A 22932-nucleotide genomic window follows, 5' to 3' on the forward strand; every position below is an offset into this window, starting at 1 on the left:
GCTGGGTCATGGTCGATCTCCTTCCCCGTGCTTCGGCGGTGCCGTTCACCGCCCTCGGCCGCCGGGTACCCACCGAGCGAGGCCACGCACAGCAGAGATCGACAGTCCTGCCGCCGAAGGACACCGCGGCCACTGGGCTGGATCAACGTTGCGTTGCAGCGACCCGGACACGCTCAACACGGGGCCTGGTCCGACCGAGCAGTGGTGAGGCCATAGGCCAAATGCGGCAACACATCGGATACCCACGACGGGGCGGGTTGGTCACTCCTGAAGGCGGTTGCGCGCAGGTCACTGCCTGGCATTGGCGCCACGCCCTCCAGCGGCCCGACCGCATGCCCGCGGTAGGCCGCGCCGTCCCCCAGCACAGGCGGGGCGACGCGGACGCCCGCGCCGCCCCGCTCGATGTGATCATTGATAATGGCGTCGGCCGAACGTCTTGCCCGGCCCAGAGCCCCTGTGACTCCCTAGAAGACCAGACACCGGCTGTCAGCGGCCGAGGGCGTTCTCCAGCTGCTGCTTGGTCATCGAGGAGCGGCCGTGGATGTTGCGCTTCTTGGCCTCCTCGTACAACTGGTCCCTGGTAGGTCCTTCCGCGCCGCTGTGGGAGCGCTGCCCACCGCGCTCGGACGCCGACTTCGGGTCACGGGTGGAGGTCCTGCTGGCGGTCTTCGACTCACCGGACCTGGCCCGCTCCTTGTTCACCGTCCGCGCGGCGATCTCCTTGGCCCGCTTGGACGACTCGCCGCGGTCCTCGGCGCTCTTCTTGATGTGCTCGTATTGCCGCTCGCGCTTGGAACTCGATCCGGCCGGCATGGCGCCTCTCCTTTCCTGCATTGCTGGCGCGACTTCAACGTGCGCCGAAGGGCGTTCGGCGCGGCGTCACGGATGCTCGGAGTGATCGTCCGGCGGCACGCCGCCGCCCCTCCCCCCGCCCTTGTTGCCCTTGTCCGTACCGTGAGCGTGGCCGCCGCCCTTCTCCTGAATCTGCCGGGCCTTGAGCTCGGCGATGGACTGCGGTGTCGCGCCGCCCTTCTGGCTGCGCCGCTGCTCGGGTTGCTGCGGGTTGGACATGTCAGACACCTCCCCGTGTCGGCGTTCATGCACGACAGCGAGTTCCCTGTTCCAGCCACCCGATGCGAGTCGCCATCCGCCATCCTGCTGGGCAGCCCGTGGGTATGTCCGTTGCGGTTTCGGGAACCCGCAGACGTATGGGCCTGAACCACGATGATGCGCCCGTCCTGGACGCCCTTGCCCGATATCACGACGTCGACGAGCTCGGATTCACGCCGCCGGGGCACAAGCAGGCGCGCGGCGCGGATCCCCGCGCCCGGGCGGTGCTGGGGGACGCCGTGTTCTTCGGCGATGTCCTGGCCAACGGCGGTCTCGACGACCGGCTCACCCGTGCCCGCGTACTGGCCCGGGCCGAGGAGCTCATGGCCGACGCGGTGCACGCTGACCACACGTTCTTTTCGACGTGCGGGAGCTCCCTGTCGGTGAAGGCAGCCATGCTGACGGTGACCTGCCCCGGCCACCGGCTCCTCGTCGGACGCGACGCGCACAAGTCGGTGGTCGCCGGGCTCATCCTGTCCGGCGTTGAGCCGGTGTGGGTCGAGCCCCAGTGGGACGCCACCCGGCACATTGCCCATCCCCCGTCGGCGGCCGCCTACGACAAAGCGTTCACCGAGCATCCCGATGCCGACGGGGCCCTGGTCACCAGTCCGACCCCGTACGGAGCCGCAGCCGACCTCGAGGGCATCGCCGACGTCTGTCACCGCCGTGAGAAGCCGCTCATCGTGGATGAGGCGTGGGGGGCGCATCTTCCCTTCCACGACGATCTGCCGGCGTGGGCCATGGACGCGGGCGCCGACATCTGCGTGACCAGCATCCACAAGATGGGCAGCGGCCTGGAACAGGGCTCGGTGTTCCACCTCCAGGGCAACCTCATCGATCCCGCCGAGCTGGCCTCGCGGGCCGACCTGCTCGGCACGACCAGCCCGAATGTCCTGCTCTACGCCGGCATCGACGCCTGGCGTCGGCAGATGGTCCAGCACGGCCAGGAACTCATCGGCCGGGCACTGGAACTGGCCGCACGCACCCGCACGGTCATCGAGGCGATCGGTGGTTTCCACGTCAACGACGCGGCAGACTTCTGCGGCCCGGACCTTGCAGCGGACTTCGACCCCCTGCCCATCGTGATGGATATCAGCCAGCTGGGTACCACCGGCTACCGGTCGGCCGACTGGCTTCGGGAGAACCATCACATCGACGTCCACTTGTTCGACCATCGGCGCATCAGCGCCCAGCTCACCCACGCCGACGACGAGCAGACCACCACGCGTCTGCTCACCGCCCTGCGCGATCTGGCCGGCCACGCCGACCGTCTGAGTGGAGCTCGCCGCGTCGCCGTTCCCTCACCCGCCGATCTACGGATGGACCAGGTCCAGCTGCCCCGTGACGCCTATTTCGCCCGGCATGCAACGGTTCCCGCCACCGAGGCCCCCGGCAGGGTCGCCGGCGAAATGATCACCCCCTACCCGCCCGGCATCCCCGTCGTTCTGCCCGGCGAGCGCCTGACCGAGCCCGTACTGGAATACCTGACCACCGGAGTCGCGGCCGGCATGTTCTTGCCGGACGCGGCCGACCAGCACCTGAACACCGTCCGCGTCGCCGTGGAAAGCTGATCCGGCCGCATCCCTACGCCTGGAGCTGCGCTTCCATGCCGGGTGTCACCAGGGCGACAGGTGCTACCCGCCCGCCATGCGACAGACGTCCAAGCGCGACCCTCACAGGGATGCCGTCCCGACCGCAACCGACGAGGCGGCGAAGGAACTCAAGGAGCAGGCCCGGAAGGACGACACCGACACAAGCACGCCCCACGTGGGCGGTTCTGGCGCATGGACTGAAGTCCATGCAGGGGTGGGAAAGCACATGGTTGCTGTCGGCGCAGGCAGCGAGTCACGCCGGGGAAGCGGAGGCCGTTCCCTGAACTGAGCGACGACCCCGGACAGATCAGCCACCTTTGGGCCGAACCCACACTCGACCAGAATCGCGCGGCCGGCTTTCCGCCACATGTCGATCATGCGAGCACACCCTGCACCCCATTCGAGTCGCGACGGGGGTGAAAGGCGGGCCCTGCGCGGACGTGCGGCAGCCTGCGGGGGACACCAGGCCACGCGGCGTCATGCCTAGCCTGATCCGGCAGCGCGACGACGGCCACCCAGAGTGGTCATACGGGTGGGCAAGCGCAACGAAACCCTCCTGCGTGGCCTCCACCGAGCCGGGGTATGCGCATTCGGCGCCTGCGCGCGAGGCTGGTGTCATGGCCAAGCACCGCATGATCGTCTTCCCGCCGTCCAAGACGGGCGGTCGGCGCGTGCAGGTCGACGGCGACATGCCCGTGAGGGCGTACAGCTTGCAAGATCTCAGCGTGTTCCTCGAACGTGCCGGCATTGAAGACTGGACCGGGGTGAACCAGATGGCCGAGGACCTCGTCGAGGCGGCCTAGGACCTGATCGAGTGGTGTGGCGGCGGGGCAGAGGCGTGGGGGTCCTGACGAGAGGCTGCTGAGGGAGGGGCCGTCGGATGGGAAGGGGCGAGCGTCTGTGACTACACCGCACATCGACTACAAGGACTTGTTCGCTTCCACACCCACTCCGTACCTGGTGCTGGGACCCGATCTTGTGATTCTCGATGTCAACGAGGCATACCTGCATGCCACCCGACACGATCGGGATCACCTGGTCGGCCGATATCTCTTCGACGCCTTCCCCGACAACCCGGCAGACCCGGACGCCGACGGGGTTCGGAACCTGAGCGCCTCCATGCACCGGGTCCTGCGCTCGAAGGAGCCGGACACCATGGCGATGCAGAAGTACGACATTCCCGTGCCCGACCGCCCGGGGGCGTTCGAGGAGCGGTGGTGGTCCCCCATCAACACCCCCATGCTCGGGCCGGATGGAGAGGTGGCCTTGATCATCCACCGTGTGGAGGACGTGACCGCGTTCGTGCTCGCCCATGCTGAGCAGCCACAGTCAAGGCAAACGGTCAGCGAGTGGCAGGCCATGGAGACCGAACTGTATGCGCGGGCGCGGGAGCTCCAGCTGGTGAACGAGCAACTGCGGCAGGCTCACGCCAGGGAACGGCAGGTCGCCGTCACCCTCCAGGAGGCCATGCTGCAGTCGCCGGACCTGGACAACCACCGAAACGTCGCGGTGCGTTACCTGCCCGCGGCCAAAGGGCTCAACGTGTGCGGCGATTGGTACGACGTGGTGGACCTGCCCGACGGCGGCTTCTCCGTCGCCGTAGGCGACGTCGTCGGCCACGGCCTGGAGGCCGCCGCCGTCATGGGTATGCTCCGCAGTGCCCTGTCCGCCGCCGTGCGCGCCCTGCGCGATCCCGCCAAAGCAATAGAGGTCCTGGGCCTCTATGCCCGCTCGGTCGAAGGGGCACTGGCGACCACCGTGGTCAAGGCCGTTGTTGACACCCGCCACTGGCACATCAGCTACAGCAGCGCCGGCCACCCGCCACCGGTCCTCGTCCGCCCGGAAGGCACCTGCGTGCTGCTCGACCAGGCCACCGATCCGCCGCTGGGAGCCCGCCCGCGCCATACTCCGCGCCCCAAGGCCGCCGTTCCCTATGCCCCCGGCGGCACCCTCGTTCTCTACACCGACGGGCTGATCGAGCGCCGCGGGGAGGACATCGACGCAGGCCTGCACCGGCTCACCGATGTCCTGGCCGCCAACTGCCGTCTCAGCGCCGAGCACTTGGCTGACACCCTGTTGTCCCGCCTCGGCGTCAGTAGCGGCGGACACGACGACATCGCATTGATCGTCGTCCGCCTGTAGGCCCTCTCGTAGCGCCAGTACGGGCACGTCTTGGGCGTGCCGTATCGGTCTGCGCCGAGAGGCCGCCCGAAGAGCAGCCAAGCGCTACCTGGCCGCGGAGATCGCCGAAGCCGTCGGCATCCAGGTCCATGATCTGCCGGGCTTACGGCTGAGCGCCGAGGCTGGGGGAGGGCAGCCGGCTGTCCGGTTGCGGTTCGGAGCGGCCGCAGTTACCTCGCCAAGCAGGCCTTGCGTGTCACAGTGAGCGTCGTTGCTGGGAACGGATATCTTTCGAATCCCGCAGGCCCGCCTCGGCCGCACCCCTCATCGGGCGCGGCGGGCCACGTGCCGCAGACGGGGCCCTCTCCGCCTGCACGCCGGCGCGGGACGAGTGAGGCTGGTGGCGTGGCCGAACGTCCCGTGATCTGTGCCCGCTCCGATTCCCGAAGGATGCGCACTGGGCGTGGCGGCTCGTCGATGCCTGCGGTGTGCTCAGACAGCGGGGGCGTGTGAGCTATGGCTGACGCCGTAGACGTAGGTGCTCATCGTTCCTCATCCCGGCGGTGGCGCGGCCGTGCGGTTTCCCTCTCGTGGCCCTCGTCGCGCGCCTGCTGGAAGGCATCGGAGTCGGTCTGCGCAGTGCCGGACAGGGCCCCCTTCGTCCTGGCTTGACTGCCTGAACCGGTGAGCTGGCCGCCGGCGATCTCCGGCAGTCCGACCGGCTTGCGTGGGCCTGCCTCCAGGTCCACGCGGTTGCAAGCCTCGGCGAACCGCAGGTAGGTGTCCACGCTCGCCACTACGACCCGCACATCGATCTTCAGGATTTCGATTCCGACCAGGGAGACCCGCGCGAACGCGTCGATCATCAACCCTCGGTCGAGTACTAGGTCCAGTACGTCGTACAGGCCACTGGACCCTCCTCCGCCTCCGCCTTGCGCTGCCACCACGCTCACCCTGACCACCTCCCTCGCCTATCCCGTGGCCCATCGCCCCAGTCCGGCGGCCGCATCCGGATGAGATGCACGGACGCGACTGCCACCGGCGAACCTCACCAAGTAACCCCGCTCATTTGGATCAAACATATGTGCGGTCAGCGCAGCGCCGGCCGACGGTGCGAATGTCGCCGTGTTCGTCCGTGATCACGTCGACCGCCCGGCCGTCGAGCGGCACCCGGGGCCGCAAGGTCCCTGCACGTCGACGACGCGATCCGCGCACACCGCTGGTACAGCGGCACCGTCGCCCAAGCCGTCGAGCGCCGACGCGCCTACCGGCGCAGAGTGAGCGTCATGGATGACTTGATTCAGTGGCTGCGCGTCCAACTCGATGAGGACGCACGGATTGCCCACGCGGCCACCGACGGCCCTTGGTCCGTCAACGACGAGTCGATCATTGCAGCGGACGGAACGGAGGTCGTCGCGGGCGATCGGTCGGGTGGCAAGGCGTCGGTGTTCGAGTCGACGGCGGATGCCCTGCATATCGTGGAGCATGATCCGGTGCGGGTGCTGCGCGAGGTCGACGCCAAGCAGCGGCTGCTGTACGAGTTCGAGCTGCGCGGGAACCACGTCCGACGGACGGAATTGCCACCCACAGGTGGCGTTTGGGACGACCTGCTGCGCATGCTCGCCCTGCCCTACGCGGGCCGGCCCGGCTACCGCGACGAGTGGCGCCCGTGACCAGCGCGCGTATGACGGTCCATCTGGGGTTGCCGTTCGACGACCAGGCCGAGATCGTCACCGACGTCCCGCCGGCGGTGCGCGCCGAGCCGTAGCGCTACCCGGCTGAGGAAATCGCAGCCGCCGTCGGCGTCCGGGTCGATGATCTGCCGGGCATGCGACTGACCGTCCAGGCAGGCGAGGACGGTCGGCGGTGCGGCCGGCGGTTCGTCTGACCAGCTGACAGGCCCCTCACCCGAAAGGGGTCGGCGCACCCGGAGCTACCTGACCAGGCACGCCCCGCATGTCACAGTGAGCTCGTCACGACATCTATCTCACCCCTCAGGCCCGCCTCGCCGCTCCCTCCCTCATGAGGGCGAGGCGGGTCACGTGCCGCAACGGGCCCCTCCCCGCATGCCTGCCAGCGTGGGAGGAGTGAGGCCGGTGGAATGGCCGAACCTCGTGTGATCGTGTCGCCGCCTGACAAAACAGGCGGTCGGCGTATCCAGATCGACGATCAGACCCTTGGCACCGCGCACAGCCTGCACGATTTAAGCGTGTTCCTGGACCGCGTTGGCGTGGAGGGCTGGGATGAGGTGGAGGTGGCCGAGTCGCTCGTGATCGAGTGGCACGGTGGTGGCCCGGAGGTGTGGTCGGCGAGACCGTGAGAAGGCCGAGGCGCCCTGCCACGTGTAGTCGGGACGATGAGATCAGCTGTCGCTGCTCAGCCTGCGGGCCAGTTCCTCGCGAATGTCTGCCGTGAGGCTGCCGGTGGTACCCAGAATGATGACCAACTCGGCCACGTGCCGCAGTTTGGTGTTTGTGCACATGGATGTCTCGCGGAGCAAGTCCCAGGCATCCGCCGGTGTCAGGTGTCCAATGGCGACAACGACGCCGATGGCCTGGTCGATGACCGCGTGGGAACACACCGCACGCTGAAGCTGGGCAACCTTGGTCTGTAGCTGCTGGATCTCGTCGGCAGCGTGGGTTTCCGGCTCCTGGACCGGGAGAGGGAGCTTGTGCGAGTGGCTGTGCACGTTGCCTCCGAGGCATGGGGGGCGTCCGCGTTCCTGGTGCGCCTGTCCAGCCTTGTGCCAGTTACGCCTGCGTCTTCCCTTCACCCTCACACTGGAGGCGACTGGGGGCAACAGGGGCACCACCGACGCCACGGTGAGCAATCGGCTGGGCGCGGGTGGCCTCAGACGCGGGCTTCCGCGGTCGCCCGGCGGTGATCATCGGCGATCTGCAGTGCCTGGGTTTCCGACACGATCCCGCTGTCGAGACCACAGGTGCATCGCACCACTGCGCGCCCGGTCGGCTCATGCTCGACCCACCCGCCCCGATGGGTCTTGTTCCGGGTAATGCCGTTCACGATGGTTGTGTGTTCCACCATGCATCCATGCTCACCCCGGAGGCGCGCAGCCCGCCAACGCCATGCCCGCCGAATGGGTCCGTACCGCGGCACCGTCGGCCGCACGCTGCTACGTGCCGCGCGGCGAGGTAGGTGCGGAGCCTGACAAGCGGGCACCCTCGCGGAGCCTGACGGAGGTCATGCGGGCCCGCCCCGTGGTCAGGCCTGTGCCATCAACCGTGAGTGGGTGTCGCCGAAATCGGAGTGGTCTGGGTCACTCTTGGTATGGGGTGTGCCCGGTGATGCGTGGGGTCCTGCGGGAAGGAGACCCTTCTCCTCAGGGAGGCTGACGTGGTGCGTGATCGAATGGGGCTGGCCGAGGTCCTGGCCGCGGCGGAGGATGCCGCGCCGGTGGCTTCTGTCGACGTGGTGGCGCGCAATCTGCGAGACCGGTTCGGCGCGCGGTACGTGTCGTTCCTGTTCGTCGACATCGTAGGCCGGCAGGTGGTGCGGGTCAGCGAGGAGGCGGATACGCAGCAGGGCCGCCGGGCCGAGCAGATCCCCTTGCCCGGCAGTGTCTACAACGAGGTGCTGCGCACCCAGAAGCTGGTGCAGGCGCAGGACGGCGGGAACGGGAAGGGGTATCGGGTGCTTGCCCGGTCACCAACCGCGGCGACACGATCGGCGTGCTGGAACTGTTCCTGCCCCGTGTGACGCAGGAGGTGCTGGAGCAGGTCGCGGAGGCTGCGCACGCGCTGGCCTACATCATCGTCACCGACCGCCGCTTCACCGACCTGTACCACTGGGGCCGGCGCACCACGGCGATGAACCTGGCCGCCGAGATCCAGCGTCAGCTGCTGCCCTCGGCTGCCTGCTGCGACGCGGCCGAGTTCATGGGAGGACACCACCTCACCGAAGAGCAAGCCTTCGACGTGCTGCGCCGCTACTCCCAGGAAAACAACATCAAACTCCGCGAGGTTGCCCGCCGTGTCTGCGAGCAGGGCAGCCTGTGAAGTCGTTCGGGCGACCTTTCGCTTTTCAAGCCGTGTGTTGGCAGCCTTTGGACGGTCACGCGGGTCGTGGGACACCGGGGCCGGCCAACGGTAGCGCTGCTGTCGGCGTACGGGTTGGCGTTTAGGGAGGCTGTGCTCAGCGTCGGAGGGGCTGCTCTCGTCGCATGCCTTCGGTCATCTGCCTCCGGGCGACGAATAGAGCTGTGTCCAGCTCCCGGGTTCCAGTGATCACGCACAGTGTGTAGGACGCGTCGTCCAGGTGTTGGGCGGTCTCGGCGTTGTCGTCCGCGCTCAGGCGGCGCCTGAGCGTTTCACATCGCATCGTTCGACCAGCTCCCGCAAGAGCGAAGTATGCGCCATGATCACCCTTGCCTCCCGCCCACTGCGGAGCAGCCAGGTGGCTCCGCCGACGGCCAAGGCGACCGGCCAGTCCAAAGCCCCCGCTTCGGTCGGTGCTCTGAGGCCTCCGTAGAACGCGGGTCTGAATCCGTCCATCAGTGCACCCACCCGGCTGCCACTGCTCCCGCAAGTCAGCCGTCCTGCGCCAGCAGCAGAGCACGGCATTCCTCCACGTCGTAATCGGCCGCCGGGTACTGGGGGTCCAGCGCGCGCAGGTATTCCAGTAGGAGCCTGCTGATGGCCCAGTTGCGGTACCACTTGTGGTCGGCCGGGACCAAATACCAGGGGGCGGCCAGGGTCGCGCAGCGGGTCAGGGCCGTCTCATACGCCCGCTGGTAGGCCGGCCATCGGGCCCGTTCGTCGATGTCGCCGGGGTTGAACTTCCACCGCTTGTGCGGTGTGTCGAGGCGTTTCAGCAGTCGGCGCAGCTGTTCGTCGTACGAGATGTGCAGGAAACACTTGATGATCGTCAGCCCGTCGTCCGTCAGGGACGTCTCGAATCCGTTGATCCGGTCGTAGCGACTCTCGAGCTCGGCGATCGGGGCCAGGGAGCGGACCTTGGCGATCAGGACGTCCTCGTAGTGTGAGCGGTCGAAGATGCCTATCTCGCCGGGGCGCGGGAGCGCCTTTGCTACCCGCCAGAGGAAGTCGTGCTGCCGCTCCTCGAAGGTGGGGGCCTTGAAGGCGTGGATGGAGCAGCCCGCCGGGTTGAACAGACCGATGACGTGCTTGACCGTGCCGCCCTTGCCGCTGGTGTCCATGCCCTGCAGCACCAGCAGTATCCGTCGGCGGTCCCCGGTGGTCGCCGCCGCCCACAGGCGTTCCTGCAGGCCGGCCAGCTCCTTGCCCATCCGGGCGGTGGCCGCGAGCCCGGCGGCCTTGTTGTCGGGGCCGCCGGTGAGCGCGCCGGTGTCGTACACGGACAGGTCGACCGGCTCGCCGACGGGGAGGCGGAGCAGGTCACGCAGCGCCTCCTCGTCGCGCTTCCTCGCCATGGCGCACCTCCTCCTCGCGTCGGTTCCCCCGATGGTGCGCCGGGGCGACGGACCGTGCTACCCGTCCAGACACCGGTGCTCCGGCAGGCGACGATGGCGCGCCTATGTGGACGTCCGGGTGCTGGGTCAACCAGCGAATCGTCCGCTCTTCCTCCCGTCCGGCCTCGTCGAGCAGGCGGAGCCAGCCGAGCTGTGGCTCGATCGACTCGACCCACCACCCGACCCCGTTCAGAAGCAGGCAGGCGCCGATGGCGATATCGCGAAGGCCCCAGCCGCGGGCGGTCACGAGTGCCGCCGTGGTGAGGAACCGAGTCAGACGGGCGAACCATCCCTCATGGTGGTGCCCAGATCCGTGGCCAGCTGTCGGCGCCAGAGCAGATGTGTCGCGTGTGCGCGAGCGACCACCGGGAGCCGCGTCGCCTCGACCAGGTCCTCGAACCTGAGCGTCCCTGCCTCCCGGATGGCGGCCAGCAGTTCGCCTTGGAGCCGCACGGGGTCGTGCAACGGAAGACACTGGGACGACAAGAAGTCCAGGGCACTGTGAACATGCGGGCGTCACCCGGCCACCACTGAGTATTGCCAGCCGTAGACCTCGGCCGCTTGCGGGGCCGCCGCGAACTTCAGGACGTCCTGCGGCCCGATCAGCGGCTCCGGCCGGGCTGGTGTAAAGCTCGTCGAGAGCCACCTCCACATCGTGCTCCCTGCCACCCCGCACGCTCTTGCGCTGCGTGATCCTGACACTCCATCGAGCCGGGCCTCCGCGCACCTCGGGTCCACTCGGCCGCCCGGCGGGCGGCGCGTCTGAGCCTCGCCAAGCCAGTCAGAGACGCTGTACGGAACTCCGGCGCAGTCGCGACGTCGAGTTCCTCGGCCACCGACATCCGGCGGCTGCCGGAACCAGTGGTCCGAACGGCGACCGTGATCGCCTCGTGCACCAGCATCCCCTTCCTCTTCCTGGGGCCTTCCAGGAGAACGCCAGCGGGCTCGTAGTGTCCATGCGGACCGGGCACGGCCCGCAGTCGAAGATCTCGTGGGCTGTTTCTGATCCCTTGATCGTTCGTTGAGCAGTGCGTGGAAGCTCCCCGGCCGGGGTCCGGTGATCGCCGCAGCAGTGTCGCTGATTGCGCACGTGGGACGAGGCTGCTGGTGTCCTTCAAGGGACGGGCGGTGATGGTCGGCATTGCGGTGACCACTGTGATCATCGGTGGTGTGCGTCGTGGTGCCTGGCGCGTCCAGGTGAGCGTGTATGAGCTGTTCGGGGAAGTGGTGGTGCCATGCTGGCGCGCCGCAGGGGGCCGACAACCGGACGGAACGCAGGATGATCACACAGGCGGGCGGGGCGGCGGGCCCGATTCTCCGGCGTCGCCTGCGCAGCCCGTGGATCCGGAAGAGCCCGCGGAAGCGCCCGCGCGGTTGCACCATGCGCCCAGCGGTGCAGCCGCGTGGTGTGCGCAGACGCGGAGGCTACTCGTCGGGCTCGGAGACGCTGATGTCCGCCAAGACGGAGCCGGTGACGTATTCGACCGCCAGACGCTCACGAGCGTGGCTATGTTTTCCTCGGCGCCGCCCGAGCAGTAGCTCTCGCCATCTGGCCGCGAACGTGACCGACCGGTCAAGTCCTGGTCAGCGCGTGGCGTTGGTCGAGTTCGGCGGTGAGCACCTTCGGGGGAGGCCGTGGTTGATGATCACGAGGCGTCGGTGCGGGTGAAGACGTACTCATCGAGGATGATGCCGAGTGCGGCTGCTACGGGAATGGCCACCAGGGCGCCGATGATGCCCAGCAGCGCGCCGCCGACCAGGACACCGACGATGGTGACGATGGGGTGGACGTCGACCGCGTACTTCATTGCCCTGGGCATGATCAGGTAATCCTCGGCGAGGCGGAAGGCCGTGTAGAAGCCGGCCGTGAGTCCGGCGATGAGCAAGGACACGGACAGTGCGACCAGACTGACGATGACGCCCGCGAGGGTGGAACCGACGATGGGGACAAGGTCCATCAGGGCGACGAAGACGCCCAGCGCTGCCGGGTAGGGCACGCCGACGGCCCAGCACCAGGCGAATGTGGCGAGTCCGGCGATGACGGAGGTGGCGATGTTGCCCAGGAGGAACCGGCCGGTCCGGTTGAGGATTTCATCGGTGATCTCCTGAGCACGGCCGCGCTTGCTGGCCGCAACGAAACGGAGACAGAAACGCTTGATCACGGGAAGTCCCGCCATCAGGTAGAGCGTCACGATGATGACGATGACCAGTGAGGTGAGTGCGTTCAACACGGTCTTACCGGCACCGAGCAGTCCGCCCACGACACCGGACGCGCCTTGGGAGCTGAGCGCTTGCTTGACCCTGGAGACGATGTGGTAGCGGTCCTCCAGCCTTCCCAGCGCGGAGTGGTGGTCGTGAAGCTGCTGCAGCCAGGTGGGGACCGCTTTGATCAGCGCGGTCACCTCGTGTGCGACCGGCGGCTCGATGAGTGCTGCAAACCCGGCAAGGAAGAGCAACAACGCGGCGACCACCACCGCCACCGCCCAGCCGCGCCGCAGGCGGTGCCGGATCAGCCAGGCCACCACCGGCTCCAGACCGATGGCGACGAACAGGGCCAGAAGAATCAGTGTCAGAAGCTGGCTGACCTGAAGCACAGCGTGCAGGGTCAGCCAGGCCGCCGTGCCCCCCAGGCCGAGCCAGAAGCCGACGCGGAACCATCGGCCGTCCCGACCGGGCATCCCGCCCCTGCCGGTAGGCAAGCCGCCCGCCCCCGCGGACGCGCCGGATGCCGGTTCTTGCGGGCCGCTCGCAGGGCTGTCGCCAGGAGCCGGCCGCTTTGAACTCATGCGCGCACCTCCAGCGCGGGCAAGTCATTGGTGATGCAGGCGGTGAGCCAGGCCGGCGTGTTGCCGCGCTGGCCCGCAGGAGTCGCACAATCGCCGGATCAGCCACCTCACCGGCAACGGTCTCACGGCGATTGGGTCATGACCTGAGGTAGGCCCGTTGCGCGCGGCCGAGCGAGGGGCGCCTCTCATTCGTTCGGCTGGGCTGCCGCGTTTCTGAACGCTTCCGCGGTACCGCCTCCGGGCTGCCGGGATGAGGCGGTCTCCACGAAGCTGAACGGCGGCAGCGGGCCGTTGACACGGAGTTCGAGGTGCGGGTGCTTCTGGCGGAATTCGTCGACCGCGGCCAGGAAGTGCTCCGCTGATCGGCGCTCCACCAGGAAGGAGAGGTTGGCCGGCCAGCCGGGGCTGTGCGGTCCGGCGCTGACTGCCTTGGCAATCGGTGTCAGCGCCTGGTGAAGCAACTCTGCGTCCGTCGCCTCGCGTTCCTGGACGGCGGCGGCGATCATCTCCCCGCGGCAGTCGTGTCATGCATCCGCAGGGGCCGTAGGGCATCGGCCCATGACGTGCGCCCCGGTGGTCGGCGACGACGGTGGCCTTCATAGTGTTCTGCTTCTTCTTGCCCGAGACGAACGCGACGTCCGCCACGTCCGGCCAAAGGCCGGCGGACCTGGATCTCGGCGGCGTCCAGGCGGAGCTCGATGCCTTCGGCCCGGGCATAGGCGAACACGTCCGACAGGGTCCGCAGGCGCAGGCCAGGACGGTCGGGGACCGCGCAGCCCCGCTGGGCCAGGAGAGTACGTATCTCCCCGATCCCGCGAATGATGGTGTAGCGGTCGACGCCGCACAGCAGTCCCAGCACCGAGTGCAGGAGGTCGTGCCGCAGGCGGATGAAGGGGGCCACCAGTCGGTCGACGAAGACCAGCTGATGCCGGGCTCCGGTTCCCGCAGCCCGCCTCCTTGGCCTTCCCCGTGCTTCGTGACGGCGAACTTCGACACCGGCCTGCCACGGCTGGGCCAACCCCTCGATCAGGCAAGCCAGATGACGCCGGGAAACCCCCGTGAACAGCCGATGCGCCAGAACCGCCCGATTGGCCATGATCGCCACCAGCGGATCATGCCACCCACCAGTGGCAACGCTTCACCCGCTATCACGCACCAACTCGTCAGTGCTCCCCACGACCGCGTCATTCGATCAGGTCGATGGTCGAGCTCAGCGCCTCGAGTCAACCGGGCCGTCTGGTGGTGGCGGGGATGCCGTCACGTCCGCAGGTAAGCAGGTAATTCGTGTGCCTGCTCCTAGTCGCATGTCGCGATGGTCGCGCGGAAAGTGAGGGTCATGCCGACCGAGCCAAAGATGCCACAGCCGCCGCGCTACGAAACACCCGAGCAGCGGGCCGACCGCAATCTGGTCGAGCTGCTCCAGGAACTGCGCGTCGCCCAGACCGGTGTGCAGATTCTCTTCGCCTTCCTGCTCGGCGTAGCCTTCACCAGCCGTTTTCCGCAACTCAGCGCCTTCCAGCGCGGCATCTATGCCGCCACACTCCTGCTAACCGTCATTACCGCCGCAGTTCTCGCTACGCCGGTGGCCCTGCATCGCGGGCTGTTTCACCGCGGCGCTAAGCCCCGCATCGTGGCACTGTCTGCCCGGTATGCGGAAGCCGGCCTGATGTTCCTCGCACTGGCGATCAACGGTGCTGTTCTCCTGCTCATGGACGTCGTCTTTGGCCATATCGCAGCTATCGCCATCACGGCCGCGACCACTGCGATGTTCGCGTGCCTGTGGTTCGTGCTGCCGTGGTCTCTACGACGATCCTGAGGGGCGACCGCCCAGCGGACTCGTGAGGCTGGAGAGCCAGTGGCGCCTCAGCTGCGACGGCTGAGCAGACAGGACTGGGTCAGCCAGGCGCACTGACAGCGTCTCAACGCTCCCATATGTCCGGCCCACCGCCCCGCCACTCGATGAGGTCCGCGTAGGACTCGACGATGTCCTCGACCAGCGGGTTGACCTCGGTCCAGCCTTCAATGCCGGCACGGCAGAGGAACACGCTGAGATCTTGCAGGCTGTACGCCGTCCCGAGGATCACGCCGTCGATGCGCACGCGTCGACCGCCGGTCTCGGACGGCGGATAAACGATCACGCGGCGTTTTGCCATAGCTCCAGCCTCGCCCTCGGGCGTCGCATGCGCATGCTCCTCCATCAGCGCGATGCATGGCCGCTTCCGCCATGCTTGCCCACCCGCATGGCAACGCCGAGTGGCCGCCATGCTGCTGCCGGGTCAGGCTGGGCGTGGCGCCGCGCGGCCTGGTGTCCTCCCCCCAGCTCAGGCTGCCGGAAGTCCGTGGAGAGCACGCCTCCCACCTCGACGGCACCAGGTGGGAGGCGCGCTCATCTGATCGAGATGCACCGGAACGCCGGTTGAGTGAAAAACGTCGTGTCTTTGGCCTGCCGGAGTCTGCTACGGCGACTCCGCCGTGTCCTGACGGGGCGCGCCTACTCGTCCGCCGGGTTGGCCGTTCCGTTCGATTGCCTGGCAGCGGGGACATACGGGCTGGGCGCTTCGCCCGTAGCGCCAGGTGAGCCCTGGCCGCGGGGACACGGTCCCTGCGGGTGGGCATATCGCTGCGGACACTCGGTCCGTGGCGGAGGCGATGCGTCTGGGCACCTCGTCGATGCGTCGAATGTACGTCGCCAACGGACGGATCCACCCGGTCGCCACCCACAGGCGTGCGGTGTCCCTGGCCGCGGCGTAGACAGGCTCCATGAGTGAAGACACCGAGCAGGCCCACCACCCCGGCGAGATCGTTCCCGTCTCCGGGATCTACGAGTGCGACTGCGGGCAGGGCCACGAGTACAGCACCGATGTGAAGGGCCACCGGTTCCCGCCTCTGCACCAGGAGTGCAGCGGTAGTGGCTGGAGACTCAAGGCGCCGGCGCATCCTGGCGCTTGAGCGTCGCGGCGACGTAAGGGGATGGTGCTGCGGCCGCCCGTAGAGCCGATGCTCGCCCAAGCACGCGACACGCTGCCCGGCCCGGGAGCGTTGCCCGGAAGCCTCGCCTACGAGCCGAAGTTCGATGGGTACCGCGCGCTCATCTTCACTCCCGCCTCGAAGTCCGGCAAAGTCCACGTGCAGCTGCGTCGGGGCAGTCTCGTCGAGGCCCGCTTCCCCGAGCTTGCCACCGCGGGTGCGCAACTTCCCGGCGGCCTGGTCCTGGATGGCGAGCTGGTCGTGTGGACGGGCGACCAGCTGCCGTTCGAGGCGCTCCAGCGTCGGACGGCGACCAGCGCCGCCGAGGCCAAGAGCCTTTCCCAGGCGCTGCCAGCGCACTTTGTTGCGTTCGAGGCCCTCCAGGTCGCCGGCGAGGAGCTGCCGCGTGTGCTGTACGCCGGGCGGGTGCGCGACTGGAGGAGCTGGTCACCGGGTTCGAACTTGGCACGCCATGGACGCTGTGCCCGAGGGGCACCGAGGCGGCGACCGCGCAGGAGTGGCTCGCCCCACCCCTTGAAAGAGGAGAACGCCGTGTCCCCTCCCCGCCGGCGACGACTCACGAGCAGGCCGCCAACACCGCCGTTGACCAGGCATGCCGCATGCCCCGACTGCCCACCACCCGCCCCCAGTTCCCCGACCTCGCAGAGACCGCCAGCCGCGAGTAGATGTCCTACCTTGGCTACCTCGCCGAGCTCCTCCTGGCCGAGTGCGACGACCGGGCCCGCCGCCGCTCTGAGCGCCGCATCAGCGCCGCGCGGACAGCATCCGAAGTTGCTCCCCGTCGAGGTCCTGGTGGGGGCCGAACCGAACTGATCCAGGCCTCCACGCCTACGCCGGCCGAGGCGAAGCCGACCCACCTAAATCGTTGAGCCCACCCGAGTAAGACCGCGGGTATTCGCCACTGCGGACGGAGCTGAGCGCTCCCGGCTGGGGTCGCAGCGCATGAAGCTGCTGACCCACGGTTCTGCTCGGCGGGCACGGAATCTTGGTACCACTGGTACCGTAGGTGTCATGCCGGATCCCAAAGGTTTGAATCTGCGCTTCCCGGACCCCGAGCAGCGAGCGGCGATCGCCGCTGCCGCCAAGCAGGCAGGGGTGAGCATGCAGGAGTTCATCCTGTCGGCCGCCTACGCTCGCGCCACCGAGGTCGAGAACCGGTTCCTTGCGGACTTTAAGGCCTCGATGGCCCACAGTGGCGACGCCTTCGCGGCGGAACCCAGCAGCATCGACCCCAGTCCTGAGCACCGATCCGCCGAGCAGGAAGCGCTGCACGATCTCCAGGACCAGCAGCGAGGCCACGCCGCGTGAGTCAGCCGGAGGGATTCCACCCGCTCGAGGTCACGTTCCTGCTGCACGCTGCCGAACTGCTCGACGGTGACCCCCAGGTCGACGACTACGGGTCGCTGTATGCCGCGGTAGGCCGGGTCAACGCCAGAGCGCTGGAAACTGACATCTACGGCTCGCTGCACCTCAAGGCGGCCGCACTGCTGCAGACCCTGGCGAAACTGCCGTGCCTGGAGCATTCCAACGAGGCCTTCGCCTGGCACGCCACCGAAGCCTTCCTCATGCTCAACGGGTGCCGTCTCGACTATCCCCCCAAAGCAGCGGTCGCCCTCGTGCGGGACGCCGCGTCCGGAGCTCTCGGCGTCGCCCGGATCGCCCGCCAGCTACGGGCCTGGACCAGCAGCTGAGCGCGCCTGCCGGACGGGCGCAGGGGACCCACCGCCACCAGGTGGCGGGTATCTCCACCCTCTGCGTCCCGATGTGGTGTGGAGCTGTGCGCTGCGAAGCCCCCCGAAGGCCGGACGTACCCCAGCGGGTTGCCGTCCACCCGCCCTCCGGTCTTCGTGCCGAGCCGGAACCGTGGGTTGGGGACCCGCCCCTGCGTGGCGATCCTCCGTTCGTCCAGGCGCCCGACAGACACCTGATCGGGTGGGCTGCGCAGGCGGCTCCGGTGCGGGTGGCACTTCTACTCCAAGATGCTGAGCACGCCCAGGCCGGTTGAGTCGATGAACGTCACACCGAGAAGATCGACGACTAAGCGGCGACGGCCCTGTTCGATCAGGTCGACTACGTGTTCCCGGATCTGCGGCACGGTGGGCACGTCCGCCTCACCGTGGACTTGTACAACGATGGATGGCCGCAGCAGGCGTGGTCCGGTTTCCTGCTCGCATGTCGGTATCTAGGCGCCCACGTTGGCGACGACCTCCGCCGACTCCCCGGCCGACTCCGCGGGAGTGCTACAGGCCGGCCTGGTGGCCGGAGCGATCGGATTCCCGGGAACTGCGACGTTGCCCGATCGAGGGCAGGGGTGGCACCGGCGGATATCGGTTCCTGGAACGTCTGCGGGTCGGTGGAAGGCACGACATCGCCGGCCGTGGCCGCGGTCTGCGCCACCGGGGTGTCCGCAATCGACCCTCACTGGTTCGGACTCGCCCCCGTCGAAGCGGTCAACCGGGCCCTGACCAAGGCGGGCCGTACCCTCGCCAGCCTCGACATGCTCGATCTGAACGAGGCCTTCACCGCCCAGGTCCAGGGCTGCCTCGCCGAATGGCCCGAGTTCGACCCCGCGATCCTCAACCCCGAGGGCGACGCCATCGCCCTCGGCCACCGCTCGGCGTCTCCGAAGCCCGCCTCGCCGGCACCGTCGCCCACCAACTCGCACGCCACGGCTCCGGCACCGGCACCCTCTGCATCGGCGTGGGCCAGGGCCTCGCCCTCGTCCTCGTCCTCGAACGCTGACACGGATTCGCCCGCAGCGCCGTCGATCCCGGCTGCGACAACCCCAGAACCGGTTGAGCTGCGCGACGGACCAGCCCGGCCCGTAGAGCGTTAAAGAGCGCCCGCCATGTCAGCGTGTGCCTGGTGCCCGGACGATCATCCCCGAAGCACCCTCGGGGCCGGCAGCCAGGCCTCCCGCGCGGGGACGGCTGATGCGGACGTACGGTGCTGGTATGTGCGCCATAGGGGAAGACGGCGCCGCCCAGTCCTACGGGTCCCGCCCCCCTTCGCCTGCCACCGAGTTGGTACGCCGGGCCGCGCTGGACCAGCTGCTGGAGCTGGCCGTGCGCGACACGGGCATGCACGCGGGCGCGGTCTTCCTGCTGGCGTCCGACGGGCGGGCGCTGCGGCTGGAGGTGACCGCGGGCATACCGGCGGAGTATCTCGCGCCGTGGTTCGCGGTGGCCCTGTCGAGTCCCGTTCCGGTGGCCGAGGCGGTACGCGAACGGCGGCTGGTCTGGCTCGGCGACCCCGAGGAGTTTGCCCGTCGTTACCCGCGCACGGCGATCGCCCTGCCGTACCACCATGCGGCGGCCGCGGCGCCGATCCTCACCGGCACGACGGTCTGGGGCGCGCTGCTGCTGTTCTGGCCCGGCTCCGACACCGCCGGGACCGCCGGTCCGAGCCCCGAGCGGGTTCGCGCCGTCTGCCGGCGCCTGGGGCGGTTCCTGCGCGACGCCGCCGACACCGGCCACGCCGTCGGTCCCGGACCGGCACCACGCAGCCTGCTGCAGGCGCCCGCCCTCAAGCGGGCACCGGCCGAGGCGCTGGCCGCGGCGGACTTCGCCGAGCGGCTGCCTGGGGGCAGCTGCTCCCTCGACCTCGAGGGCAGGTTCACCTACGTCAGTGCCACCGCCGCCGCTCTGCTCGGCCGGAGCATCCACGATCTGATCGGCACACGCCCCCGGCAGTCCTTGCCCTGGTGCACCGACTCGGCCTTCGAGGACCACTTCCGCGCCGCCGTGGTCAGTCGCAAGCCCGGCTACTACGCCGCCATGCTCCCGCCGGACCGGTGGCTCGCATTCGAGCTGTACCCCGACGGGTCCGGGGTGAGCGTCCGTATCTCGCCGACCGATCCGGGCGGAGCCTCTCAGACTGCGCCCACCAGGACGAGGGCGCCCCACGGCGAGCCGATCCCCCTGGGAGAGGTCTACCGGGTGCTGCACCTGGCCGCCGCCCTCTCCGAAGCCGTGGGCGTGGGCGACGTGGTCGATCTGGTCACAGAAGAGATGCTGCCGGCCTTCGGAGCCCGGACCGTGGCCCTGCTCGCGGCCGAGGACGGCAGAATGCGTGTCATCGGCTGTCGCGGATACCACCCCCGGCTCCTGGAGCAGTTCGACGGAGCGCCACTGACCCTCCCGGCGCCCGCGGTCCGGGTCCTCACCACCGGAGTGCCGGCCTTCTTCGCCACCTTCGAGGAGCTGTCCCATGCCTACCCGCCCGCCCCCCGCCAGAAAGGTCAGCACGCGTGGGCCTTTCTGCCACTGATTGCCTCCGGGCATCCGGTGGGCTCGTGCGTCTTCGCCTTCGACCGGCCCCACCCCTTCCCCGACCAAGAACGGGTCGTCTTCACCGCACTTGCGGGACTGATCGCTCAGGCGCTGGAACGAGCCCGCCTTTACGACACCAGCAAGGAGCTCGCGCAGACCTTTCAAGCGGCTCTGCTCCCCGCCTCGCTGCCCGACCTTCCCGGACTGGATGTGGCCGCCCGTTACCTGCCCAGCACCCGCGGCATGGACATCGGCGGCGACTTCTACAACGTGGCCCGCGTGGACGACACCACCGCGGCCGCAGTCATCGGCGACGTCCAGGGCCACAACGTCACGGCCGCCGCGCTCATGGGCCGGATCCGCCCCGCCATCCGCTCCCAGGCCCTCGCCGGGGCCACGCCGGCGCAGGCCCTCGCGCAGATCAACCGCTTGCTGGTCGACATGGATACGGGCCGCTTCGTCAGCTGCCTGTACGCCCATCTCGACCTCGCACGCCACCGGGCCGTCTTCGCCACTGCCGGGCACCCCCCGCCGGTTCTGCGCCACCCGGACGGGCACGCCGAGGTCCTCGCCCTACCGCCCGGACTGCTGCTCGGCATCGACCCCAACGCGGACTATCCCTCCACCGAGATCCCGCTGACGGCCGGCACAGTCCTCGCCCTGTACACCGACGGACTCGTCGAAACACCCGGGGTCGACCTGGACGACGCCATGGCCGGGCTCGCCGCCCAGCTCGCCCAGTCCAGGCCCCAGCCCATGGACCAGCTCGCCACAACCCTGATCGACCATGCACGGCACACCGCCCCCCGGACAGACGACATCGCCTTGCTGCTCATCGGGCTCACCACCGCCGAGTAGGGCACCCGCGGGTCCCACGGGGCCGGCCGACGGGCCGACCAGTCACGGTGCAGCCGCAGGACACGCGGATGGAGTCGATCAGCATCGTCGGCGCGCCCTCGCGATCCGCTCCGGCCTGCGTGTGGAGAAGCCCCGCGTCCACGCAGCGCACCAACCAAGATCACGGCCTTCCGCCCCGCAGCCCCGCACGCCCGGAGAGAGTGCCTTGACAGCACGAAGAGGGCAGCCATGATGGAAACCATGGAAACTAAACTAGTTCCTTCAGTTTCGGAACATAGCGGGCAGCGTGCTGAGGTGATCGTGGAGGCGGCCGGCCGACTGTTCCTCGCGCCGGGCTTCGCGCGGGTGAGCATGGACGATCTCGCTCGTGAGCTCGGGATGAGCAAGAAGACGATCTACCGTCATTTCCCGGACAAACGCAGCCTGCTGACCGCGGTGCTGGAGCGGCAGTTCGCAGCAGTGGAGCGCACGCTGGTGACGGCGGTCGAGGACGCGGAAGGGCAGCCGTTCGATGTGCGGGTCCAGCGGCTCCTGATCGCGGCCGGCAGCGAACTCGGGCGGATCGGCGCGGCTCAGCTCGCGACCGGGCGGGGCGGGGATGCGATGCTGCGCAAGTACGTGGAGGAGCGCACGGACGCGGTGGTCTACCGGCGGCTCGACGAGCTGCTCCGGGACGGACACCGGCAGGCACTGCTGTCGACGCCGCCCGAGCTGCTCAGTGAGATCATCCGCGGCGCGTTGGAGCGGCTGCTCACCTCGCGGTTGCCGCTCGAGCTCGACTGGACCGCGGCGGATCTGCTGCGGGCGACCGTCGACACCGTGCTCTACGGGACGATCCGCTCAGCACGCCCCGGCACCGACGACGACCAACTAGGGGCGGTCATTGCGACGGCCCGCGATGATGAGGAGGAGGCGGGCCCATGACTGGGTCAACCGGCAGGGTGGCATTGGTGACAGGGGCCAGCAGCGGGATCGGTGCGGCCACCGCCCGCGTTCTGGCCGAGCGAGGGATGCGCATGGTGGTCAACTACCTCCGCAGCAGCAAGTCGGCCGAGGAGGTCGTGGCCGACATCGAGGCCGCGGGCGGCCAGGCCATGGCCGTGCAGGCCGATGTGCGCGAAGTGGCGGCGGTGGAGAGCATGGTCGAGCAGGTCCAGGCAGCATGGGGCGGCATCGACGTACTCGTGCACAACGCGCTCATCCCGTATGCGGTCAAGTCGTTTCAGGACATGACGTGGGAAGAACTGGGCGGCAAGCTCGACGCCGAGATGCATGCGGCGTTCGCGGTCACCAAAGCCGTCCTGCCCGCCATGAAGGAACAGGGCTGGGGACGCATCATCTATCTCGGTACCGGCCTCAGCCGCCGGCCCCGGGAGGGCATGATCGCACTGGGCACGGCCAAGGCCGCACTGGAGCAGTTCGCCCGGTACCTCGCCCAGGAACTGGGCCCGCAGGGCATCACGGTCAACATCGTCGCGCCCGGCCCGGTGGAGTCCCGCATGGCAGCTGACGTGTTCGACGATGCGCAAAAGCAGCGGCAGGTGGCCGCTACCCCCCTGGGCCGCCTGGCGCACCCGGCCGACGTCGCCCAAGCGGTCGCCTTCTACGCAGGCGAGGACAACGCCTTCATGACCGGAACCACGGCCGCGGTCAACGGCGGAATGTCCATGTACTGACGCGTCACTGTCCCCCGCGCCCGGGCATACCGTCCCGGTCGGCACGCACCCGGCACACCGACCCCTCAGCGCCATGGACCG

The 22932-nt window shown here is 68.8% G+C and carries 24 protein-coding genes and 6 pseudogenes; 17 read left to right on the forward strand and 13 right to left on the reverse strand.

The window, feature by feature from the left end; genetic code table 11:
• Positions 1 to 486: 486 nt before the first annotated feature.
• Positions 487 to 813 carry a plasmid stabilization protein gene (locus tag ABZ904_RS42380; RefSeq protein ID WP_361829453.1) on the reverse strand — a complete coding sequence of 109 codons (327 nt, stop codon included), beginning with the start codon at positions 811 to 813 and terminating at the stop codon, positions 487 to 489.
• Positions 814 to 879: 66 nt separating this feature from the next.
• Positions 880 to 1071 (reverse strand): hypothetical protein, encoded by a 192-nt coding sequence (locus ABZ904_RS42385; RefSeq protein WP_359408228.1) that lies wholly within the window; start codon positions 1069 to 1071, stop codon positions 880 to 882.
• A 137-nt stretch (positions 1072 to 1208) separates the two neighbouring features.
• On the opposite strand from ABZ904_RS42385, the gene ABZ904_RS42390 reads away from it, so the two are divergent.
• From ABZ904_RS42390 to ABZ904_RS42400, 3 genes are all read left to right on the forward strand, one after another.
• Positions 1209 to 2681 carry an aminotransferase class I/II-fold pyridoxal phosphate-dependent enzyme gene (locus ABZ904_RS42390; protein WP_359408231.1) on the forward strand — a complete coding sequence of 491 codons (1473 nt, stop codon included), beginning with the start codon at positions 1209 to 1211 and terminating at the stop codon, positions 2679 to 2681.
• Between the two features lie 581 nt (positions 2682 to 3262).
• Positions 3263 to 3505 (forward strand): hypothetical protein, encoded by a 243-nt coding sequence (locus tag ABZ904_RS42395; RefSeq protein ID WP_361829455.1) that lies wholly within the window; start codon positions 3263 to 3265, stop codon positions 3503 to 3505.
• 97 nt (positions 3506 to 3602) lie between these two features.
• The gene (locus ABZ904_RS42400) at positions 3603 to 4844 is read left to right on the forward strand and encodes a SpoIIE family protein phosphatase (RefSeq protein ID WP_361829457.1); all 1242 of its coding nucleotides are present in this window, start codon (positions 3603 to 3605) and stop codon (positions 4842 to 4844) included.
• A gap of 521 nt (positions 4845 to 5365) precedes the next feature.
• Here the strand turns inward: ABZ904_RS42400 and gvpJ are convergent.
• Positions 5366 to 5776 carry a gas vesicle protein GvpJ gene (gvpJ, locus tag ABZ904_RS42405; RefSeq protein ID WP_359408240.1) on the reverse strand — a complete coding sequence of 137 codons (411 nt, stop codon included), beginning with the start codon at positions 5774 to 5776 and terminating at the stop codon, positions 5366 to 5368.
• A 333-nt stretch (positions 5777 to 6109) separates the two neighbouring features.
• On the opposite strand from gvpJ, the gene ABZ904_RS42410 reads away from it, so the two are divergent.
• On the forward strand, positions 6110 to 6496 hold the full coding sequence (locus ABZ904_RS42410) for a DUF6221 family protein (protein ID WP_361002789.1): 387 nt from the start codon (positions 6110 to 6112) through the stop codon (positions 6494 to 6496).
• 428 nt (positions 6497 to 6924) lie between these two features.
• On the forward strand, positions 6925 to 7143 hold the full coding sequence (locus tag ABZ904_RS42415) for a hypothetical protein (RefSeq protein WP_361829459.1): 219 nt from the start codon (positions 6925 to 6927) through the stop codon (positions 7141 to 7143).
• 42 nt (positions 7144 to 7185) lie between these two features.
• Here the strand turns inward: ABZ904_RS42415 and ABZ904_RS42420 are convergent, their stop codons facing one another.
• Together ABZ904_RS42420 and ABZ904_RS42425 are read right to left on the reverse strand one after the other, a co-directional pair.
• Entirely contained in the window at positions 7186 to 7512 is a 327-nt protein-coding gene (locus ABZ904_RS42420; RefSeq protein WP_361829461.1) for an ANTAR domain-containing protein, read from the reverse strand.
• Positions 7513 to 7673: 161 nt separating this feature from the next.
• Entirely contained in the window at positions 7674 to 7868 is a 195-nt protein-coding gene (locus tag ABZ904_RS42425) for a hypothetical protein (protein WP_361002783.1), read from the reverse strand.
• A 309-nt stretch (positions 7869 to 8177) separates the two neighbouring features.
• Here ABZ904_RS42425 and ABZ904_RS42430 point away from each other — a divergent pair.
• Positions 8178 to 8719, forward strand: a pseudogene (locus ABZ904_RS42430) (serine/threonine-protein phosphatase); the annotation flags it as partial.
• Positions 8720 to 8839 (forward strand): ANTAR domain-containing protein, encoded by a 120-nt coding sequence (locus ABZ904_RS42435; protein WP_359411264.1) that lies wholly within the window; start codon positions 8720 to 8722, stop codon positions 8837 to 8839. It abuts the pseudogene before it with no gap.
• 136 nt (positions 8840 to 8975) lie between these two features.
• Here ABZ904_RS42435 and ABZ904_RS42440 read toward each other — a convergent pair whose 3' ends face one another.
• The 6 genes and pseudogenes from ABZ904_RS42440 to ABZ904_RS42465 all read right to left on the reverse strand — a co-directional run.
• Positions 8976 to 9161: a DUF5133 domain-containing protein gene (locus ABZ904_RS42440; RefSeq protein ID WP_359411259.1), complete on the reverse strand. Its 186-nt coding sequence runs from the start codon at positions 9159 to 9161 to the stop codon at positions 8976 to 8978.
• Positions 9162 to 9369: 208 nt separating this feature from the next.
• Positions 9370 to 10233 (reverse strand): PPK2 family polyphosphate kinase, encoded by an 864-nt coding sequence (locus ABZ904_RS42445; RefSeq protein ID WP_359411258.1) that lies wholly within the window; start codon positions 10231 to 10233, stop codon positions 9370 to 9372.
• Between the two features lie 312 nt (positions 10234 to 10545).
• The gene (locus tag ABZ904_RS42450) at positions 10546 to 10737 is read right to left on the reverse strand and encodes a hypothetical protein (protein ID WP_359411256.1); all 192 of its coding nucleotides are present in this window, start codon (positions 10735 to 10737) and stop codon (positions 10546 to 10548) included.
• A gap of 1181 nt (positions 10738 to 11918) precedes the next feature.
• Complete coding sequence (locus ABZ904_RS42455) at positions 11919 to 12950, reverse strand: AI-2E family transporter (RefSeq protein ID WP_361002778.1); 1032 nt, start codon at positions 12948 to 12950, stop codon at positions 11919 to 11921.
• Positions 12951 to 13243: 293 nt separating this feature from the next.
• Positions 13244 to 13570: pseudogene (locus tag ABZ904_RS42460) on the reverse strand (GvpL/GvpF family gas vesicle protein); the annotation flags it as partial.
• Positions 13570 to 14154, reverse strand: a pseudogene (locus tag ABZ904_RS42465) (IS5/IS1182 family transposase); the annotation flags it as partial. The pseudogenes ABZ904_RS42465 and ABZ904_RS42460, both read right to left, overlap by 1 nt.
• A 240-nt stretch (positions 14155 to 14394) precedes the next feature.
• Here ABZ904_RS42465 and ABZ904_RS42470 point away from each other — a divergent pair.
• Complete coding sequence (locus tag ABZ904_RS42470; RefSeq protein WP_359409874.1) at positions 14395 to 14874, forward strand: DUF6328 family protein; 480 nt, start codon at positions 14395 to 14397, stop codon at positions 14872 to 14874.
• 103 nt (positions 14875 to 14977) lie between these two features.
• Here ABZ904_RS42470 and ABZ904_RS42475 read toward each other — a convergent pair whose 3' ends face one another.
• The gene (locus ABZ904_RS42475) at positions 14978 to 15256 is read right to left on the reverse strand and encodes a hypothetical protein (protein WP_361829464.1); all 279 of its coding nucleotides are present in this window, start codon (positions 15254 to 15256) and stop codon (positions 14978 to 14980) included.
• Positions 15257 to 15818: 562 nt separating this feature from the next.
• On the opposite strand from ABZ904_RS42475, the gene ABZ904_RS42480 reads away from it, so the two are divergent.
• The 5 genes and pseudogenes from ABZ904_RS42480 (at position 15819) to ABZ904_RS42500 (ending at position 17737) form a co-directional block, all read left to right on the forward strand.
• The gene (locus tag ABZ904_RS42480) at positions 15819 to 16007 is read left to right on the forward strand and encodes a hypothetical protein (protein WP_359409870.1); all 189 of its coding nucleotides are present in this window, start codon (positions 15819 to 15821) and stop codon (positions 16005 to 16007) included.
• Positions 16008 to 16055: 48 nt separating this feature from the next.
• Positions 16056 to 16382: pseudogene (locus ABZ904_RS42485) on the forward strand (ATP-dependent DNA ligase); the annotation flags it as partial.
• Between the two features lie 224 nt (positions 16383 to 16606).
• A pseudogene (locus ABZ904_RS42490) lies at positions 16607 to 16801 on the forward strand (AAA family ATPase); the annotation flags it as partial.
• Positions 16802 to 17057: 256 nt separating this feature from the next.
• The gene (locus tag ABZ904_RS42495) at positions 17058 to 17354 is read left to right on the forward strand and encodes a DUF1778 domain-containing protein (protein ID WP_359409868.1); all 297 of its coding nucleotides are present in this window, start codon (positions 17058 to 17060) and stop codon (positions 17352 to 17354) included.
• On the forward strand, positions 17351 to 17737 hold the full coding sequence (locus ABZ904_RS42500; protein WP_359409866.1) for a fic family toxin-antitoxin system, toxin component: 387 nt from the start codon (positions 17351 to 17353) through the stop codon (positions 17735 to 17737). Before ABZ904_RS42495 ends, ABZ904_RS42500 begins: the two co-directional genes overlap by 4 nt.
• A gap of 278 nt (positions 17738 to 18015) precedes the next feature.
• Here the strand turns inward: ABZ904_RS42500 and ABZ904_RS42505 are convergent, their stop codons facing one another.
• Positions 18016 to 18228, reverse strand: a complete 213-nt coding sequence (locus ABZ904_RS42505; RefSeq protein WP_361829479.1) for an STAS domain-containing protein — start codon at positions 18226 to 18228, stop codon at positions 18016 to 18018.
• A gap of 195 nt (positions 18229 to 18423) precedes the next feature.
• Here ABZ904_RS42505 and ABZ904_RS42510 point away from each other — a divergent pair.
• The 4 genes and pseudogenes from ABZ904_RS42510 to ABZ904_RS42525 form a co-directional block, all read left to right on the forward strand.
• Positions 18424 to 18788, forward strand: a pseudogene (locus tag ABZ904_RS42510) (3-oxoadipyl-CoA thiolase); the annotation flags it as partial.
• Positions 18789 to 19000: 212 nt separating this feature from the next.
• A complete protein-coding gene (locus ABZ904_RS42515; RefSeq protein ID WP_361829467.1) occupies positions 19001 to 21175 on the forward strand; it encodes a SpoIIE family protein phosphatase in 2175 nt (724 codons plus the stop codon).
• Positions 21176 to 21469: 294 nt separating this feature from the next.
• Entirely contained in the window at positions 21470 to 22099 is a 630-nt protein-coding gene (locus ABZ904_RS42520) for a helix-turn-helix domain-containing protein (RefSeq protein WP_361829469.1), read from the forward strand.
• Complete coding sequence (locus ABZ904_RS42525) at positions 22096 to 22851, forward strand: SDR family oxidoreductase (protein WP_359409859.1); 756 nt, start codon at positions 22096 to 22098, stop codon at positions 22849 to 22851. Before ABZ904_RS42520 ends, ABZ904_RS42525 begins: the two co-directional genes overlap by 4 nt.
• Positions 22852 to 22932: the final 81 nt, after the last annotated feature.

This window comes from Streptomyces sp. NPDC046900 (assembly GCF_040644975.1).
In the GTDB taxonomy this organism is placed as follows: Bacteria; Actinomycetota; Actinomycetes; order Streptomycetales; family Streptomycetaceae; genus Streptomyces.

What these genes read in the sequence shown, in the direction of transcription:
- ABZ904_RS42440 (WP_359411259.1), bottom strand. Translation starts at nt 9,161, where the DNA reads ATGCGATGTGAAACGCTCAGGCGCCGCCTGAGCGCGGACGACAACGCC.
- ABZ904_RS42380 (WP_361829453.1), bottom strand. Translation starts at nt 813, where the DNA reads ATGCCGGCCGGATCGAGTTCCAAGCGCGAGCGGCAATACGAGCACATC.
- ABZ904_RS42515 (WP_361829467.1), top strand. Translation starts at nt 19,001, where the DNA reads ATGTGCGCCATAGGGGAAGACGGCGCCGCCCAGTCCTACGGGTCCCGC.
- ABZ904_RS42495 (WP_359409868.1), top strand. Translation starts at nt 17,058, where the DNA reads ATGCCGGATCCCAAAGGTTTGAATCTGCGCTTCCCGGACCCCGAGCAG.
- ABZ904_RS42385 (WP_359408228.1), bottom strand. Translation starts at nt 1,071, where the DNA reads ATGTCCAACCCGCAGCAACCCGAGCAGCGGCGCAGCCAGAAGGGCGGC.
- ABZ904_RS42390 (WP_359408231.1), top strand. Translation starts at nt 1,209, where the DNA reads ATGGGCCTGAACCACGATGATGCGCCCGTCCTGGACGCCCTTGCCCGA.
- ABZ904_RS42435 (WP_359411264.1), top strand. Translation starts at nt 8,720, where the DNA reads ATGGGAGGACACCACCTCACCGAAGAGCAAGCCTTCGACGTGCTGCGC.
- ABZ904_RS42410 (WP_361002789.1), top strand. Translation starts at nt 6,110, where the DNA reads ATGGATGACTTGATTCAGTGGCTGCGCGTCCAACTCGATGAGGACGCA.
- ABZ904_RS42480 (WP_359409870.1), top strand. Translation starts at nt 15,819, where the DNA reads ATGAGTGAAGACACCGAGCAGGCCCACCACCCCGGCGAGATCGTTCCC.
- ABZ904_RS42425 (WP_361002783.1), bottom strand. Translation starts at nt 7,868, where the DNA reads ATGGTGGAACACACAACCATCGTGAACGGCATTACCCGGAACAAGACC.
- ABZ904_RS42470 (WP_359409874.1), top strand. Translation starts at nt 14,395, where the DNA reads ATGCCGACCGAGCCAAAGATGCCACAGCCGCCGCGCTACGAAACACCC.
- ABZ904_RS42525 (WP_359409859.1), top strand. Translation starts at nt 22,096, where the DNA reads ATGACTGGGTCAACCGGCAGGGTGGCATTGGTGACAGGGGCCAGCAGC.
- ABZ904_RS42475 (WP_361829464.1), bottom strand. Translation starts at nt 15,256, where the DNA reads ATGGAGGAGCATGCGCATGCGACGCCCGAGGGCGAGGCTGGAGCTATG.
- ABZ904_RS42415 (WP_361829459.1), top strand. Translation starts at nt 6,925, where the DNA reads ATGGCCGAACCTCGTGTGATCGTGTCGCCGCCTGACAAAACAGGCGGT.
- ABZ904_RS42445 (WP_359411258.1), bottom strand. Translation starts at nt 10,233, where the DNA reads ATGGCGAGGAAGCGCGACGAGGAGGCGCTGCGTGACCTGCTCCGCCTC.
- ABZ904_RS42455 (WP_361002778.1), bottom strand. Translation starts at nt 12,950, where the DNA reads ATGCCCGGTCGGGACGGCCGATGGTTCCGCGTCGGCTTCTGGCTCGGC.